The 18494-nt window shown below is 23.6% G+C and carries 18 protein-coding genes; 3 read left to right on the top strand and 15 right to left on the bottom strand.

Annotated features, from left to right (window positions below; translation table 11 throughout):
• Position 1: 1 nt before the first annotated feature.
• From rpsG to rplM, 8 genes are all read right to left on the bottom strand, one after another.
• Positions 2–478: a 30S ribosomal protein S7 gene (gene rpsG, locus DM817_RS01140; RefSeq protein ID WP_113738233.1), complete on the bottom strand. Its 477-nt coding sequence runs from the start codon at positions 476–478 to the stop codon at positions 2–4.
• Between the two features lie 12 nt (positions 479–490).
• The gene (gene rpsL / locus DM817_RS01135) at positions 491–871 is read right to left on the bottom strand and encodes a 30S ribosomal protein S12 (protein WP_113738232.1); all 381 of its coding nucleotides are present in this window, start codon (positions 869–871) and stop codon (positions 491–493) included.
• An 86-nt stretch (positions 872–957) separates the two neighbouring features.
• Entirely contained in the window at positions 958–1779 is an 822-nt protein-coding gene (map, locus tag DM817_RS01130) for a type I methionyl aminopeptidase (RefSeq protein ID WP_113738231.1), read from the bottom strand.
• Between the two features lie 12 nt (positions 1780–1791).
• On the bottom strand, positions 1792–3363 hold the full coding sequence (gene gpmI, locus DM817_RS01125) for a 2,3-bisphosphoglycerate-independent phosphoglycerate mutase (RefSeq protein ID WP_113738230.1): 1572 nt from the start codon (positions 3361–3363) through the stop codon (positions 1792–1794).
• A complete protein-coding gene (gene tsf / locus DM817_RS01120) occupies positions 3364–4179 on the bottom strand; it encodes a translation elongation factor Ts (RefSeq protein WP_113738229.1) in 816 nt (271 codons plus the stop codon).
• The gene (gene rpsB, locus DM817_RS01115) at positions 4176–4904 is read right to left on the bottom strand and encodes a 30S ribosomal protein S2 (RefSeq protein WP_113738228.1); all 729 of its coding nucleotides are present in this window, start codon (positions 4902–4904) and stop codon (positions 4176–4178) included. The genes tsf and rpsB overlap by 4 nt, the downstream gene beginning before the upstream one ends.
• A gap of 28 nt (positions 4905–4932) precedes the next feature.
• The gene (gene rpsI / locus DM817_RS01110) at positions 4933–5307 is read right to left on the bottom strand and encodes a 30S ribosomal protein S9 (protein WP_113738227.1); all 375 of its coding nucleotides are present in this window, start codon (positions 5305–5307) and stop codon (positions 4933–4935) included.
• A 6-nt stretch (positions 5308–5313) separates the two neighbouring features.
• Positions 5314–5748: a 50S ribosomal protein L13 gene (rplM, locus tag DM817_RS01105; RefSeq protein WP_113738226.1), complete on the bottom strand. Its 435-nt coding sequence runs from the start codon at positions 5746–5748 to the stop codon at positions 5314–5316.
• 197 nt (positions 5749–5945) lie between these two features.
• Between rplM and dnaK the strand changes: the two genes are divergently transcribed.
• Complete coding sequence (gene dnaK / locus DM817_RS01100; RefSeq protein ID WP_113738225.1) at positions 5946–7853, top strand: molecular chaperone DnaK; 1908 nt, start codon at positions 5946–5948, stop codon at positions 7851–7853.
• A gap of 44 nt (positions 7854–7897) precedes the next feature.
• Here the strand turns inward: dnaK and DM817_RS01095 are convergent, their stop codons facing one another.
• The 4 genes from DM817_RS01095 to rsfS are packed head-to-tail and all read right to left on the bottom strand — an operon-like array spanning position 7898 to position 11702.
• Positions 7898–8563 (bottom strand): phosphatidylserine decarboxylase family protein, encoded by a 666-nt coding sequence (locus tag DM817_RS01095; protein WP_113738224.1) that lies wholly within the window; start codon positions 8561–8563, stop codon positions 7898–7900.
• A gap of 9 nt (positions 8564–8572) precedes the next feature.
• Positions 8573–9379: a phosphatidate cytidylyltransferase gene (locus tag DM817_RS01090; protein WP_113738223.1), complete on the bottom strand. Its 807-nt coding sequence runs from the start codon at positions 9377–9379 to the stop codon at positions 8573–8575.
• Positions 9380–9393: 14 nt separating this feature from the next.
• A complete protein-coding gene (ftsH, locus tag DM817_RS01085) occupies positions 9394–11343 on the bottom strand; it encodes an ATP-dependent zinc metalloprotease FtsH (RefSeq protein WP_113738222.1) in 1950 nt (649 codons plus the stop codon).
• A gap of 38 nt (positions 11344–11381) precedes the next feature.
• A complete protein-coding gene (gene rsfS / locus DM817_RS01080) occupies positions 11382–11702 on the bottom strand; it encodes a ribosome silencing factor (RefSeq protein ID WP_113738221.1) in 321 nt (106 codons plus the stop codon).
• A 99-nt stretch (positions 11703–11801) separates the two neighbouring features.
• On the opposite strand from rsfS, the gene DM817_RS01075 reads away from it, so the two are divergent.
• Entirely contained in the window at positions 11802–12566 is a 765-nt protein-coding gene (locus DM817_RS01075) for a biotin--[acetyl-CoA-carboxylase] ligase (protein ID WP_113738220.1), read from the top strand.
• A 13-nt stretch (positions 12567–12579) separates the two neighbouring features.
• Here the strand turns inward: DM817_RS01075 and yidC are convergent, their stop codons facing one another.
• Together yidC and DM817_RS01065 are read right to left on the bottom strand one after the other, a co-directional pair.
• Complete coding sequence (gene yidC, locus DM817_RS01070) at positions 12580–14370, bottom strand: membrane protein insertase YidC (RefSeq protein WP_113738219.1); 1791 nt, start codon at positions 14368–14370, stop codon at positions 12580–12582.
• Entirely contained in the window at positions 14367–16010 is a 1644-nt protein-coding gene (locus DM817_RS01065; RefSeq protein WP_113738218.1) for a CTP synthase, read from the bottom strand. Before DM817_RS01065 ends, yidC begins: the two co-directional genes overlap by 4 nt.
• 256 nt (positions 16011–16266) lie before the next feature.
• On the opposite strand from DM817_RS01065, the gene clpX reads away from it, so the two are divergent.
• A complete protein-coding gene (gene clpX, locus DM817_RS01060; protein WP_113738217.1) occupies positions 16267–17499 on the top strand; it encodes an ATP-dependent Clp protease ATP-binding subunit ClpX in 1233 nt (410 codons plus the stop codon).
• Here clpX and obgE read toward each other — a convergent pair.
• On the bottom strand, positions 17485–18483 hold the full coding sequence (gene obgE / locus DM817_RS01055) for a GTPase ObgE (RefSeq protein ID WP_113738216.1): 999 nt from the start codon (positions 18481–18483) through the stop codon (positions 17485–17487). The two genes, clpX and obgE, sit on opposite strands and share 15 nt — an antisense overlap.
• Between the last annotated feature and the right edge of the window lie 11 nt (positions 18484–18494).

Below are 18494 nucleotides of genomic sequence, written 5' to 3'. Positions count from 1 at the left end.
TCTAAAATCTAAAATGAGAAAAAGCTTTATTAGCTTCGGCCATTTTATGGATATTTTCTTTTCTTTTCACGGCTTCTCCTTGTTCTTTATGTGCATCTAATATTTCAAAAGCTAACTTACTTGACATTTTTTTTTCATTTCTAATAGATGCACAAGATATAAGTAATTTCATAGCTTTTGTTATTTTACTATTGGAAGAAATAGGAATAGGAATTTGAATATTAGATCCTCCCATACGACGACTTTTTACCTCTACATGAGGCATTACATTTTTTAATCCATTTTTCCATATTTCTAATGCTGATTTTTCTTCTTTTTCTTTAACTTTTTCTATTTTTTTCATAGCATCATAAAATATTTTATATGCTAGATTTTTTTTTCCATTTTTCATTAAATGATTAATAAAACGAGATACTAGAGGATCATTAAATTTTGGATCAGGAAAATATATTTTTCTTTTTTTCTTTATTTTTCTCATTTTAGATAGAAATTATTTTTCTTTTTTAGAAATTTTAGCTCCATACTTACTTCTGCTCTTTTTTCTTCCATTTACACCAGCTGTATCACGAGCTCCTCGGACTATTTTATATTTTACTCCTGGTAAATCCTTTACTCTACCTCCTTTGACTAATACTATAGAATGTTCTTGAAGATTATGACCTTCTCCAGTTATGTAACAAATAACTTCTTTACCATTTGTAAAACGAACACGAGCAACTTTTCGCATAGCAGAATTAGGTTTTTTTGGAGTAGTTGTATAAACACGTGTACAAACACCTCTTTTTTGAGGACAAAATCCTAATGCAACAGATTTTCTTTTTTTTAAAATAGATGATCTTCCCTTTCTAATTAATTGTTGTATAGTAGGCATGTTTTATTTCAATTTTTTTGAGAATATACAAAGGAAACAAATTATATTAATTAATAACAAATTACAATTAAAATTCAAAAATTTAATTAAAAATTATCAATATAAATTTTTTCATTTTGAAAGGGTACTTCTTCTAAAGAATGAATATTAAGTTCATTATAAATATAACGGTAAGTAGAAAGTAAACAAGGCAGTCCATCAACAATAGCTACATTATGTTCAAAATGAGCAGAAAGATCTCTATCTAAAGTTGTAATAGTCCAACCATCTTTATGAAAAATAATTTCAGGATTTCCTTTATTAACCATTGGTTCTATAGAAAGAACAAAACCTTCCTTTAATTTTAAACCTTTCCCTTTTTTTCCAAAATTAGGTATTTGAGGATTTTCATGCATTTTTTTTCCTAATCCATGACCTACAAGATTTTTTACTACACTATATCCATCATTTTCAATACAAGATTGTATAGAATATCCTATATCTCCAACATAATTCCCTTTTTTACATTTAGATAATCCAATATAAAGAGATTTTTTGGAACAATTAAGAAATTTTTTTATATTATTTGAAACATTTCCAACTTCAAAAGTATAAGCATGTTCGCCATAAAATCCATTCATATATACACCACAATCTATAGATAAAATGTCTCCTTCATATAAAGGATTTTGATTAGGAACTCCATGTACAACTTGGTAATTTGGAGAAACACATAAAGTATTTGGAAAATCATATAATCCTAAAAAAGCAGGAGTCCCTCCATGATCACGAATAAAAGTTTCAGCAAGTTTATCTAAATAAAGAGTATTTATACCTGGTTTTACTTTTTTTGTCAACATTCCTAATGTTTTTGATGCTAAAAAAGCACTTTTCTTTATAAGAATGATTTCTTCAATTGTTTTAACCATATATATATCTATCTATTTAATTATCTTTTTTATTATAGATATTCCGTTCATCATATTAGGTTTCGGTAAATTCATTAATTGAAGAATAGTAGGAGTAACATCTGATAAAGATGCAATTTTTTTTAAAAGAATATTTTTATTATTTTTAAACATTTGATCTAAAAGAATAAAAGGAACAAAAGAATTAGAATGAGAAGTATTTGGACTTCCATCAGAATTAATCATATAATCTGCATTTCCATGATCTCCAACTATAATAACTGTATATGAATTTTTGATAGCTTCTTCGGAACAAATTTTTGTACAATAATCAACAAATTCACATGCTTTTATTGTTTCTTTCATTTTTCCAGTATGACCTACCATATCTGGATTTGCAAAGTTTAAACAAATAAAATCAACCTCTTTTCTTTTTAATTCAGGAATAATTTTATTTACAATTTGTTTTGCATTCATTTCAGGTTTTAAGTCATAAGTACTAACTTTAGGAGATTTACATAAAATACGAGTTTCTCCAAAAAATGGAATTTCACGTCCTCCTGAGAAAAAAAAAGTAACATGTGGATATTTTTCGGTTTCAGATATACGAATTTGTTTCTTCCCTTCTTTTTCTAATATTTCTCCTAAAGTATTTGATAAATTTTTTTTCTTGAAAAGAACATAAACATTTTTATATTCAGGATTATAACAAGTCATAGTTATATAATATAAATTTAATTCATCTATTTTAAATAGAGAATTACTCTTCGAATTTTTTTCAAGATTATTTGTTAAAAATTCTGTTAATTGCCTTGATCGATCTGAACGGAAATTAAAACAAAAAACTACATCTTCTTTTTTTATTTTAGAAATAGGATTTCCAAAATTATCAATACTTATTATAGGTTTTAAAAATTCATCAGTAATTCCTTTATTATAAGAATCTTCTATATATCTCAATATATTATCGTATTTACAATAATATCCTTTTGAATGAACGATAGCATCATATGCTATTTTAGTCCTTTCCCATCTTTTATCTCGATCCATTGAATAATATCTTCCAATAACAGAAGATAATTTTCCAATATTTTTTTTCATAAAAGATAAAAGATTTTTTAAATAAAAAATTCCTTTTTTAGGAGAAGTATCACGTCCATCTGTAAATGCATGTACAAAAACATTCTTGATCCTTTTTTGATGAACTATTTTAAGCAAATAAAAAAGATGATTTATATGCGAATGTACTCCTCCATCTGATAATAAACCAATAAAATGAATTCTTTTTTTAGTATCCAAAACATAATCAAAAATAGAATTTACTTTTTTTTGAAAAAGTTTATTTTGAATAGAATTATTTATTTCTTCTAAACTTTGAATTACTTTTCTACCAGATCCTAAATTTATATGACCTACTTCTGAATTTCCCATTTGTCCTTCTGGTAATCCTACAGATAAACCAGATGCTTGTAATTGACTAAATGGATAATGTTTATAACAATAATCTATAAATGGGGTTTTAGCCATATGAATAGCAGATCGATAATATTTTTCAGAAGAAGCTAACCCCCATCCATCTAAAATTATCAATATCAATTTTTTCATTTAGGAAATACTTATTCTTTTATAAGAATTTATTTTTATATTTTTCGAAAATGATCTATTCATATATTCTTGAATAGTTATCTTGTTATCTTTTATATATCTTTGATTCAATAAAGTATTATCCATTATAAATTTTTTTATTTTTCCCAAAATTATTTTTTTCTTTATTTGATCTGGTTGTTTTTCTTTTTCTATCTGAAATCGAATAATTTCTAATTCTTTTTGCATTAAATTTTCTGGGATTTCTTTTTTATCTATAGCTATTGGATTCATAGCTGTAATATGCATAGCAATATTTTTTGCAATTGATTTTTGAATTTCAGAAGAAAATCCAACTAAAGACGCTATTTTATTATTATGCGTATAATTTATCACAAATGGGGAATTTATTTTTTCAAATATCTTTAATTCTAATTTTTCATTAAAAACACTGATTTTTTCAAAAATCATTTCTCGAATACTTTGTCCATGATCTAAACTAGATAAAAAATCTTCTTTTGTATTGTATAAAAATGATTTTTCAGATAATTTGGATAAAAAATTTAAAAAATCCGAACTTCTGGAAAGAAAATCGGTTTCACAACTTAAACCAATAATAGTACCAGATGTTTGATCTACATTTATAAAAGATATAACTGCACCTTCTTTAACTTTCAAAGAAGAACGATTTATAGCTATTTTTTCTCCTTTTTTTCTTAAAAAATCGATAGCTTTTTCAAAATTTCCATTTGTTTTGGTTAAAGCAATCTTGCAATCCATTATTCCAATACCAGTAATTTTTCTTAATTTATAAATTTGAAAAATTGAAATTTTCATAATTTTTCGTTTATAAATTCTTTTTCTTCACGTTCATTGTTTTTTAATAATAAAAGACCTTGTTGAATTGATTTTGTAATAAATTGTAAAATCATATCAATAGATTTAGAAGAATCATCATTGGATGGTATAGGATAATCTATCCCATTTGGATCTGTATTTGTATCTACCATAGCAAAAATAGGAATATTTAATTTTATAGATTCTGATAAAGCTATTTTTTCTTTCAATGGATCTATTAAAAAAATACCACCTGGAAGATGATTCATAAAAGAAATACTTCCTAAATTTCTGTATAATTTTGCATATAATCTATTTATTAATAATCGTTCTTTTTTAGATAAAGTATCGAAAGTTCCATTTTTTTTCATTTTTTCTATACTATTCATTTTTTTTACTGATTTTCGAATAGTAGTAAAATTTGTTAAAAATCCACCTAACCATCTTTCCGTTACACAAGGCATATTTACACTTTTTGCATAAAAAAAAACCTTTTCTTTAGCCTGAGCTTTTGTTCCTACTAATAAAATTTTTTTACCCAAGGTTACAATTTTTTTTAATTCTTGACAGGCTTGATCTAGTTTAATTACCGTTTTTGATAAATCTATAATATGAAATCCTCCTTTTTTCATGAAAATATAAGGACGCATTTTTGGATTCCATTTACGAGAAATATGCCCAAAATGTACACCTGCTTTTAATAAATCTTGAGTATTAGCTTTCATTTTTTGTATTTTATTTTGAATCAATTATCTAACGTTTTGAAAATTGAAACTTCTTTCTTGCTTTTTTTTGACCAAATTTTTTTCTTTCTACTTTTCTAGAATCCCTAGTTAACAATCCATTAAATTTCAATATTTTTCTATTTTTTTGGTCCAATTTACAAAGAGCTCTAGATATAGCTAAACAAATAGCTTCTGCTTGACCATTAAATCCTCCTCCACAAACTTTTATTTGTATATCAAATTTATTATTATTGATTAACTGAAAAGGATATAAAATTTTTCCATGGATATTCTTTGGAAAATATTTTTCTAATTTTTTAGAATTAATCGTAATAATTTTATTTCCAGGTTTTAAATAAATACGTGCAAGAGAACATTTTCTTCTTCCTATAGAATGGATCATTTTTTGTTAATTTTTTAATTGAATTGGTTTTTGTGCTTGATGTTTATGTTCAGAACCTGGATAAATATGAAGATTTTTGATAATTTTATTCCCTAAACGATTTTTAGGAAGCATTCCTTTAACAGCTTTATATATTATTTTTTTTGAATCTTTAATAAAAAGATCTTTAGCAATGATTATTTTTTTTCCTCCTGGATATCCAGTATAACGAATATATTTTTTATTAATCCATTTTTTTCCTGTAAGTTTAATTTTTTTAGAATTTATCACAATCACATAATCTCCACAATCTAAATTTGGAGAAAAATTAGTTTTATGTTTCCCTCTTATTTTTAAAGCAACCTGAGTAGAAAATCTACCTAAATATTGATCTTTTGCATCCATGATAATCCAATTTTTTGAATCATTTTTATTAATAGTTTTAAAACTTAAAAAATCCATAATTAAGTAAAATTAAATTAATTAAGAAATATAAGATATTTTAAAATAAAATTTGAATATAAATGACTTTTTGTCATTCTAATATTTCTATTTTTTTTTATATTGAAAGGATATTATGGTCATTCATTCTATGAACTTTATTATGGCATAATGATTGAACTGTTTATTGAATGACTGGATGAAAAAAAGTAATAAAAATGAGTAAAATTATAGGAATAGATTTAGGGACAACAAATTCTTGTGTTGCAGTAATGGAAATAAATGATCCTGTTGTCATACCTAATTCAGAAGGTAAAAGAACTACTCCATCTATAGTAGCTTTTATAGAAGATGGAGAAAGAAAAATTGGGGATCCTGCAAAAAGACAAGCAGTTACAAATCCACAAAAAACTATTTTTTCAATTAAACGTTTTATGGGTAGAATGTTTTCTGAAGTAACAGAAGAATCAAAACATATTCCTTATAAAATTGTCAAAGGTGGAAATAATACACCACGTGTTGATATAGAAAATAGACTATATGCACCTCAAGAAATATCTGCTATGATTCTTCAAAAAATGAAAAAAACTGCTGAAGATTATTTAGGAAAAAAAGTAAATAGAGCAGTTATTACTGTCCCAGCATATTTTAATGATGCACAAAGACAAGCTACTAAAGAAGCAGGAGAAATAGCCGGATTGAAAGTAGAAAGAATCATTAATGAGCCTACAGCTGCAGCATTAGCTTATGGTTTAGATAAAAAAAATCAAAATAAAAAAATAGTAGTATATGATTTAGGTGGAGGAACATTCGATGTTTCCATTTTGGAATTAGGAGATGGAGTTTTCGAAGTTCTTTCTACTAATGGAGATACACATTTAGGAGGAGATAATTTTGATCAAGTTCTAATTGATTATTTATCCAATGAATTTAAATATAAAGAAGGAATAGATCTTAGAAAAGATCCTATGGCTTTACAACGTTTAAAAGAAGCTTCTGAAAAAGCTAAAATAGAATTATCTTCTTCTACTAAAACGGAAATTAATTTACCATATATAACTGCTACAGAATCAGGTCCAAAACATATGGTTCTTACATTAACTCGATCTAAATTTGAACAATTATGTGAAAATTTAATATTTAGATCTATTAATCCATGTTCCAAAGCATTAGAATCCGCAGGATTATCTACTAAAGATATTGACGAAGTTATTTTAGTAGGAGGTTCTACGCGAATTCCAAAAGTACAAGAAAAAGTTGAAGATTTTTTTAAAAAAACACCATCTAAAGGAGTAAATCCAGATGAAGTTGTAGCTATTGGTGCTGCTATACAAGGAGGAGTTTTAACAGGAGATGTACAAGATGTTTTATTACTTGATGTAACTCCTTTATCTTTAGGAATAGAAACTTTGGGGGGTGTTTTTACAAAACTTATAGAATCTAATACTACTATTCCTACTAAAAAATCAGAAATTTTTTCTACAGCATCAGATAATCAATCTGCAGTAACTATAAGAGTAGGACAAGGAGAAAGACCAATGTTCAATGATAATAAAGAAATAGGAAGATTTGATCTCATTGATATTCCACCTTCACCTAGAGGAATTCCTCAAATTGAGGTTAGTTTTGATATTGATGCTAATGGAATACTTAATGTTTCTGCAAAAGATAAAGGGACTGGAAAAGAACAATCTATACGAATTGAAACTTCTTCAGGATTAAATCAAGAGGAAATTGAAAAAATGAAAAGAGAAGCGGAAGAAAATGCAAAAAAAGACGAAAAAATAAAAGGAGAAATAGATAAATTAAATGCCGCAGATAATCAGATTTTTCAATCTGAAAAACAGTTAAAAGATTATGGAGATAAATTATCTGAAAATAATAAAAAAAATATAGAAAATTATTTAGAAAAATTAAGACAGGCTCACAGTAAAAAAGATTTTTCATCTATTGATATTTGTATGAAAAAATTAAACGAAGTTTGGACTAATGCTTCACAAGAACTTTATTCTTCTAATAAAAAAAATAATCATTCAAATGATTCTAATAAAAAAAATAATGAAGAAAAAAATAATAATAAAGGAAATGAAAATGTCCAAGATGTAGATTATGAAGAAGTCAAATAAAAAAACTAATCCCCTTAGTGGGATTAGTTACTTATTGTTTTTTTTTATTGAATCATAGAAATTATAGTTTCTCCACCAATAACTTTTTCCCCCTTTTTTATAACAATAATAGAATCTAATGGTAAATAAATATCTATTCTAGATCCAAATTTAATAAATCCAAATTCTTCTCCTTTTTTAGCTAAAGAATTTTCTTTAGCATAAAGAATAATACGGCGAGCTAAAAATCCAGCTATTTGTCTAAATAGTATTTTTTGTTTTTTATTGATCGTTTCTATAACCGTAGTTGTTCGTTCGTTATTTAACGATGATTTTTTATTCCATGCTAAAAAATATTTACCTGGATGATATCTAACATAGATTATTTTTCCAGATACTGGAAATCTATTAACATGTACATCAAATGGAGACATAAATATAGATATACATATACAATTTTTTTGTAAAAATTCACTTTCAAAAATTTTTTTTATTTCTAATATTTTTCCATCAGAAGGAGAAACGACTTCTTTGTCATTTTTAGAATTTTTTTTAGATAATTTTTTTTTTGGATTTCTGAAAAAGAAAAGGAAAAATGTATAAAATATAATTAAAAAAAATATTAAAAATAAGTTAAAAACTCTAGAAAATATAAAAATAGAAATAAAAAACCCTATCAATATTAATATTAATAAATATATTAAAAATGGAAATCCTTCTTTATGGATCATCTATTTTATTTAAAAAAAATATACTATTCCAGTAACAATAGTAGCTATAATTGGTATGACAAATATAAAACTATCTAATCTATCTAAAAAACCACCATGTCCAGGGAAATATACACCTGAATTTTTTACATTGTAAGATCTTTTAATAGTAGATTCTACAAGATCTCCAATAGTAGAAAAAATAGGAATGATAAAAGAAAGAATAAACCAATATTTTTTTTCCCAAATATTGTATAATAATATTCCCAATATTAAACAAAAAAATAAACCTCCAATAAATCCTTCTATAGATTTTTTAGGAGATATAGATATATTTATTTTTCTTTTTCCCCATTTTATTCCTATCAAATAGGATAAAGTATCATTTGTCCATATAAGAAAAAATGTACCTAAAATCAATTCTTTTCCATATTTAGAATATATATAAGATGCTAAAAAAAATGGAATTAAAACATATACTAATCCAAAAGTTAAATGACTTATTTGTTTTATTTTTTCTTTATGAGAATCCCCTTTAGAAAATAATTGAATAATAAAAAATATTATAGAATATGGAATAAAACATATAATATATAAAAATATATCCTTTTCTACAATAAAATCTAAAAATATTGAAAATAAAAAAAAGAATGAATTTATTTTTATTAAAGTTGTATTTGTTTTTAAAATAACTAAAAATTCAAATAAACAAAAAAAAGATAATATCATCATTACCATTCTAAAAATTTTTTCTCCTTTTTCAATTGAAAAAATAATCATAAAAACATAAATAAATCCAGTAAAAAATCTTATCAAAAAATCATTTTTTTTTTTCATTAGTTTCATTTTCATTAAAAATGACTAACCGTAGTTAACATATCTCCGATATCATCAGAAAAAGGTCTTTCTCCAAATATTTTTTTTAAATCTTCTCTAAAAATCACTTCTTTTTCTAATAATTCATTAGCAAGGATAGATAATTTTTTTTCATTATTTTTTAATATATTTTTTGCTCTTTTATATTGTTCTGTAATAATTTTTGATATTTCTTCATCTATAATTTGAGCAGTTTTTTCACTATAAGGTTTAGAAAAAGAAAATTCATTTTGTCCTGTAGAATCATAATAAGAAATATTTCCAATTTTATCATTCAATCCAAAAATGGCTACCATAGATTGAGCTTGTTTAGTGACTTTTTCCAAATCATTTAAAGCACCTGTTGAAATATTACTAAAAATAATTTCCTCTGCAGATCTACCTGCAAGTAAAGCACATATTTCATCTTTCATTTGTTCTGGAGTTGTTAATTGTCTTTCCTCTGGAAGATACCATGCAGATCCTAAAGATTTTCCTCTTGGAACAATTGTTACTTTAACTAATGGAGAAGCATGTTCTAATAACCAACTTATTGCAGCATGGCCCGCTTCATGATAAGCAATTCTTTTTTTTTCATTAGGTTTAATAATCTTATTTCTTTTTTCTAATCCACCTATAATACGATCTATAGCATCTAAAAAATCTTGATTTTCTATTTTAGATCTATTTTTTCTTGCTGCAATAAGTGCAGATTCATTACAAATATTTGCTATATCAGCTCCACTAAAACCTGGAGTTTGCCTAGCTAAAAAATTGATGTCTACTTTATCAGATAATATAAGTTTTTGAAGATGTACACGAAATATTTCTTTTCTTTCATTTAATTCAGGAGGATCTACTAATATAGTTCTATCAAAACGACCAGGACGAAGCAATGCTTTATCTAAAATATCAGATCTATTAGTAGCAGCTAATACAATGACATTTGTATGTGTTCCAAATCCATCCATTTCTGTAAGCAATTGATTTAATGTATTTTCTCTTTCATCATTAGATCCAGCTATATTACTTTTTCCTCTTGCTCTTCCTATAGCATCAATTTCATCAATAAATATTATACAAGGAGATTTTTCTTTTGCTTTTTCAAATAAATCTCTTACTCTAGAAGCTCCTACACCAACAAACATTTCTACAAAATCAGAACCAGAAATGGAAAAAAAAGGAACTTTTGCTTCACCAGCTACAGCTTTTGCTAATAAAGTTTTTCCAGTACCAGGTGGACCTATTAATAGTACCCCTTTAGGTATTTTTCCTCCTAGTTTAGTATATTTATGAGGACTTTTTAAAAATTCTACAATTTCTTGAACTTCTTCCTTAGCTTCTTCTAAACCAGCAACTTCCTTAAATGTTATTTTAACATTATCATTTTCATCAAACAATTTAGCTCTAGATTTTCCAATGTTAAATATTTGACTTCCTGGCCCACCTCCAGAAGAACCAATTTTTCTAAATACAAAAATCCAAAAAATAATTAACAATATCAGAAATATACCATAATCAAAAAAAAATTTTGTTATAGTATATTCCTGTTGATTTTTAAAATCAATAATTGTATCTAGATTATATTTATTTTTGTATTCTTCAAATTTTTTTTGAAAAAATTGTAAATCTCCTATTTCAAATTCATATTGTAAAGGGTGTATAATAAATTTTTGATTATTTTGATTTTTTATATCATATTGATTGATATTATGATTATTAGAAGATAAATACTTTTTCTTTAAATAAACATGTACAATTTCTCTATGTTTAATTATAATTTTTTGTATTTCCCCCTTCATGAGAATTTCAAAAAAGGTATCTTGATCTATTTTTTTAGGATTAGAAAAAGAAGATTTAAAAAAAAATATTCCCAGAAATATAATTAATATAACTGCATATATCCAAAAAAAGTTATTTTTTCTTTTCACTTTTTTATCTATCATAAATTTTCTTCATTTATCTAAATATAAATCAAGCATGATTATAATTTTTCATTCCAAATATTTTCTAAATTATAATATAATCTTAGTTTTTTTTGAAAAATATGTACAACAATAGAAACATAATCTATTAATATCCACTCTCCATTTTCTGATCCTTCTATATGCCAAGGTTTTTCTTTCAACTTTTCAATTGTCATTTTTTCTATAGATCTAGAAATAGCATAAACTTGACTTTTAGATTTTCCATCACAAATAACAAAATAATCACAAACAAAATTTTTTCTATTTTTAAAGTTTAAAATAGAAATATCTTTTCCTTTTACCATTTTAATCCCTTCTATAATTTTATTTAATAACAAAACGGAATTTTTATTATATTATTTTTTTTTAAATTAATTTCAAAAAACAAAAATAAGGTTTTCACTTTAAAGAAGTTAAATTTTTCAATATAAAATATTTTGAAAAAAATTATTTGGCCAATATATTTAATTTTTTTACAAAAAGTAGATTCTACTAATCAGTATATAAAAAGAAATATATTAAAATATATTAAAAATTGGACTATTGTTTGGTCTATTAATCAAATTAATGGAAAAGGAGTAGGTAAAAATCATTGGAATACAGAAAAAGGAAAAAATTTGACTTTTAGTATTTTTTTAAAATCAATAATTTTTCCTATTGATAAAGGATATATTATAAATTTGATTATAAGTAATGCTATTCATAAAACATTATTTGTTTATAATAAAAATATCTGGATTAAATGGCCTAATGATATCATTTTATTGAATAAAAAAATAGGAGGTATTTTAATTGAAAATAATGTTTTATATAAAAAAATATATACAATTATTATTGGAATAGGATTGAATGTAAATCAAATAAAATTTGATGAAAAATTTCAAGCTTCTTCTTTAAAAAAAATTCTTAAAAAAAATTTTCAATTAGAACAACTTTTTTATGAATTAATTTATTCTATTCAAAAAGAATGGCTTTTTTTTATGACTTATGGAGAAAAATTTATAAGAAATTATTACATAAATTACCTTTATATGAAAGATAAGATATCTTTTTTTGATATTATTAATAATAATCATAAACATAAAAAAATTACTCAAGGAATTATACGAAATATAACTAAAAAAGGAAATTTGATTATAGAATTTAAAAAAAATAATAAATTATATTCTTTTTCTCAAAAAAAAATAAAACTTATCTTTTAATTAAAATTATTATTTATATTTTATTTTTCTCAATCATTTCTTTTATTTTACGATTCCAATAATTATGTTTTATTGGTTTTTTTTTATTTTCTTGAATTTTTTGATGAATTTTATCTTCATTTAACATAAATTTTTTAATAAAAAAAATAAAACCAATATTGATTACATTGGAAGTAAAATAATAAAGAGAAAGACCAGAAGCATAACTATTTATGAAAAATAACATAATTATAGGCATCAAATATAACATAAAATGCATATTTGGAATGCTATTTTTATTAGAATAATCATTTCTTCCATCACTACTTAATTTTGTATAAATTAAAAGAGCTAATGAATACAATAAAGTAAGTAAACTTATATGATTCCCATAAAATGGAATAGAAAATGGTAATTCAAAAATAGAATCATATGAGGTAAGATCTTCTACCCAAAAAAAAGATTTTCCTCTAAGATTAATGAGAGTAGGAAAAAATTTGAATAATGAATAAAAAATAGGAATTTGAAATAAAGTAGAAATACAACCAGACATAGGATTTATTCCTGCTTTTCGATATAATTCCATCGTTGCTCTTTGTTTTTTTAATGGATCTGAATTTTTAAATTTATTATTTAATTCGTCTATTTCGGGACGAATTAATTTCATCATAGCACTTAATTTATATTGTTTATAAGTTATTGGAGATAGTATTAACTTTACAACAATAGTCATTAGAATAATAATAACTCCATAATTTAAATTTGTTTTTTCCAAAAATTGAAAAATAATTAAAAAAAAATATTTATTGATCCATTTTAAAAAACCCCAACCAAATGGAATAATATTTTCAATTTCTTTTTCATATTTTTTTAATAAAGAAAAATCTAATGGACCAAAATATAACTGAAAAGAAAGATTTAAATTTTCATTATTTTTTATTTTTAAAAAAAATCTTGATTGAATTTTTTTTAAAAAATTTCCAGAAGAAAAATTTTCAGAACGAATAAAAATATTTTTCAAAGGATTTTTGGACAAAAAAATAGAAGTAAAAAATTGTTGTTTATGAGCAAGCCAATTCAAATTATTTATATTTTTTTCTTCTGAATTTTTTTCTGATAAATAATCTATTTTAGATTTATAATTTTTATTATAAGAGTAGTATACTTGAGTATAAGTATTTTCCCAATTTCTATCTTTTTCTAAAGAAAAAATATTTTGTTCTAAATCAATAAAAATAGTCTTATCGATTAAATAAGAAGAAAAACCTACTGTACGAATAAAAAAATCAATATTATATTGATCTTTTTTCTTTATAGTATATATATATTCTATAAACCCTTTTCCATAAGGATTTTTAGCTCTTATTATAAGAACTCTATTATTATTTCCTTTTTGTTTTAAAAAAAAAGGATAAAAATATAGTGAACTGGTATCTATAATCTTATGGTTATTTTTGAAATCTTTTTTTTTAAAAAAAATCATCTTATATAAAAAACTAGAATCTTTTATTAAATAAAGATTTTTATTATGTGATAAATAAATAGGATCATAAGCTTTATATTTTTTTAAAAAAACTTCGTTAATTGATCCTCCTAAACTAGAAATTTTAAGTTTAAAAACATCATTTTCTAAATGAAAATCATTATTTATTTTTTTTTTTGTTTTAGAAAATGATTTTTTTAAAAAAATAGGGTCCCTTCTAATAATTTTTTCTGAAAAATATTTTTTATCCTCAGATACATTAAAATATGTAAAAATTGTTAAAATAAATAATATAAGTAATAGACCAATAGTAGATTGATAGTCTAATTTTTTATCCTTCATACATAAGAAGAGTTCTGTCTATGATAAACAAATGATTTATAATTTTTAGAAATTTTTACAAAATAATTAAACAAAGGATGAGGATTAGAAACTGTACTTTTATATTCAGGATGAAACTGAACGCCTAAAAAAAAAATATGATTATCTAATTCTATAGCTTCTACCAATCCTGTATCAGGATTTATTCCTACAATTTTCATTCCGGCATTAGAAAAATTTTCTAAATATTCATTATTAAATTCATACCTATGACGATGTCTTTCAATAATTTCTTTTTTTCCTCCATAAATAGAAAAAATTTTAGATCCTTTTATTAAGGAACATTTCCAATTTCCTAAGCGCATAGTTCCACCTTTTTTTGTAATATTTTTTTGTTCTTTCATTAAACTAATAACTGGATAAGAAGTATATGGATTAGTTTCATTACTTTCCGCATTTCGTATTTCTAATACATTTCTAGCAAATTCTATTATCGCTATTTGCATACCTAAACATATCCCTAAAAAAGGTATTTTTTTTTCTCTTGCATATTTTGCTGCAAGTATTTTTCCCTCTACCCCTCTAATGCCAAATCCAGGAGCAATTAAAATTCCAGAAATTCCATTAAAATATTCTTCTATATTATTTTCTTTTATTTGTTCTGAATAAATCCATTTTATGTTAACATAAATTTCATTCTCTGTACCTGCATGAATTAATGCTTCAGTGATTGATTTATAAGAATCATGTAAAGAAACATATTTTCCAACCAATGCTATTTTAATTTCATATTTAGGATTTTTATATTTTTTTATAAAAATTTTCCACTTATGCAAATTTGGAGATATAAAAGTAGATAAATTTAAATGATCTAAAACAGATTTATCAAAATTTTGTAAATGTAATAAATATGGAAGATCATATATAACTTTTGTATTAATAGATTCAATGACATGTTTTGGTTTGACATTACAAAATAATGCTAATTTATTTCGAATATTTTTAGATATGTGTTTTTCTGTTCTACAAACTAGAATATCTGCTTGAATCCCATTTTCCATTAAATTTCGAACAGAATGTTGTGTTGGTTTTGTTTTTATTTCTCCAGTAGCTGATATATATGGTAATAAAGTTAAATGAATTACCAAACTATTTAATTCTCCTAATTCCCATTTTAATTGACGAACAGATTCAATATAAGGTAGACATTCTATATCTCCAACAGTCCCTCCTATTTCAGTAATAATAATATCATAATTATTAGATGATCCCAACATTTTAATACGTCTTTTAATTTCATTTGTAATATGAGGAATAATTTGTACGGTTTTTCCCAAATAAAAACCTTTTCGTTCATTATCAATGACAGTTTTATATATAAGACCTGAAGTAACATTATTATCTTTAGTAGTAGGTTGATCTAAAAAACGCTCATAATGACCTAAATCTAAATCCGTTTCAGCTCCATCTTGAGTTACGAAACATTCTCCATGTTCATAAGGATTTAATGTACCTGGATCTACATTAAAATAAGGATCTAATTTTTGAATTGTAATTTTATATCCTCTACTTTTCAATAACATTCCTAAAGAAGCCGAAATAATTCCTTTACCCAATGAAGAAGTTACACCACCAGTAACAAAAACATACTTAATCCCCATGAAATAATTTTTTATTATTTTTTTTATTTTTTTATTACTTGATTATCTGATTATTAACTATTAAAAAAACAAAAAATATATATTTTTAAAAAAAAGAATTTATAATTTTTTTTTATATTTGCCAAACTTGGAGTAAGCTCTATACAATCAGCTCCCTATGAATCCTCCAGGGTGGGAACACAGCAAAGGTAATTAAGGTTGTAGCGATGTGATATAGGTTTGCTTACTCCATGTATTCTCTATCCTTAATATTTTTATGGAAAATTTTTTAAAATGTAATTTTTGTGGTAGGAAAAAAGATGAAATAACATTTCTAATATCAGGTATTAATGGTCATATTTGTAATTTTTGTATAGAAAAAACATATTCTATAATTCATAGAAAATTTTCTACGGAAAAAAAAAATTTTGAAGAAAAAGAAAAAGGATATAATATAAAAAATCAAAAAATACAAATAAAAAAACCTAAAGAAATAAAAGATTTTTTAGATAAATATATTATAGGACAAAATGAAGCAAAAAAAATTATTTCCGTTGCCGTATATAATCATTATAAACGTATCCAATACGATCAAAATAAAAATAAAGATGATATAGAAATAGAAAAATCTAATATTTTATTGATAGGGAATACTGGAACTGGAAAAACTTTACTCGCTAAAAGTATTTCAAAACTATTAAAAGTTCCTTTTACTATAGCTGATGCAACTACTTTAACTGAAGCAGGATATGTTGGAGAAGATGTAGAGTCTATATTAACGAGATTATTACAATCTGTAAATTACGATATCAATCATGCTGAAAAAGGAATTGTTTTTATAGATGAAATTGATAAAATTTCTAGAAAAACAAATAATCCATCTATTACTAGAGATGTATCCGGAGAAGGTGTTCAACAAGCTTTGCTAAAGTTATTAGAAGGTTCCATTATTAATGTTCCCCCACAAGGAGGTCGTAAACATCCAGATCAAAAAATGATTCAAATTAATACCGATAATATATTGTTTATTGCTGGAGGTACATTTGATAGTATAGAAAAAATTATATCCGATAGAATTAATCAATTTTCTATTGGATTTATTACAAAAAACAAAAAAAAAGAAAAAAAAAATAAAAATTATTTGCAAAATATTATAGCTAATGATCTTAGAAAATTCGGATTAATTCCAGAACTTATTGGTAGATTTCCTATTATCACCTATTTAGATCCATTAAATAAAGTTACATTAAAAAAAATTTTAATTGAACCAAAAAATGCTTTAATAAAACAATATAAAAAACTATTTAATATGGATGAAATATCCATGAATATTACGGATGATGCTTTGGATATTATTGTAGATAAAACAATTCAATTAGGATTAGGAGCTAGAGGATTACGTACTTTTTGTGAAAAAATTTTTGTAGATTATATATTTGAAATGAAAGAATCTAAAAAAAATTTGAATATAGATAAAAATATGGTTATAAAAAAATTATTTTACTCTTAATTCTTGAATTAAATTCCATAATTTATTTTTTAATTGAATTATTCCTTCTTTTGTAAAAGAAGAAATAAAAATAATATTTTCTCCTAATTTTATAAAAATATTTTTTATACTTTTTTTTATTTCATTATCAATTAAATCTGATTTAGAAATAACTAATAAACGTTTTTTATTTAACAATTTTCGATTAAATTTTTTTAATTCATTCAATAATATGAAATATTCCATTTTATTATTTTTTGTTTCTGCAGAAATTAAAAATAATAGAACAAGATTACGTTCTATATGTCTTAGAAAAGTATACCCTAATCCTTTACCTTGTGAAGCTTTTTCTATAATACCAGGAATATCGGCTACTAAAAAAGTATCATAATTCATTTTAACTATTCCTAAATTAGGTATTTTAGTTGTAAAAGGAAAATTTCCTATTTTTGGTTTTGCTTTTGTAATTATAGAAAGTAAAGTTGATTTTCCAGAATTTGGAAATCCAATTAAACCAACATCTGCTAAAATTTTTAATTCTAAAAAAATCCAATTTCCTATAGTTTTTATTCCTGATTGGGCATAAAATGGAAATCGATATTTCAAATTTTTAAAAAAAATATTTCCTTTTCCTCCTTTTCCTCCTTTAAATAAAATTATTTTTTGATTATTTTTAGTTATTTCTACTAAAATATTTTTATTGATATCTTTAATTATAGTCCCTATAGGAACTTCTATAAATAAATTTTTACCATTTTTTCCGGTAATATTATTTTTTTTACCTGGATTTCCAGATCCAGCAATCCAATGTTTATTATATTTTAAATGAATAAAAGTATGAAGATTGGAATTTCCTTGTATAATAATATTACCTCCTTTACCACCTGATCCACCATCAGGAATCCCCTTTTTTATATATTTTTTTTTATGAAAATGAATACATCCTTTTCCTCCATCACCACTTTTACAATAAATTTTTATAAAATCTATAAAATTATTTTTCATAAAAATAATTA

It is taken from the genome of Blattabacterium clevelandi, from assembly GCF_003268615.1.
GTDB lineage: Bacteria > Bacteroidota > Bacteroidia > Flavobacteriales > Blattabacteriaceae > Blattabacterium > Blattabacterium clevelandi.
Note: the sequence above shows the minus strand (reverse complement) of the source record. Positions and strands in the feature narration are given on the sequence as shown.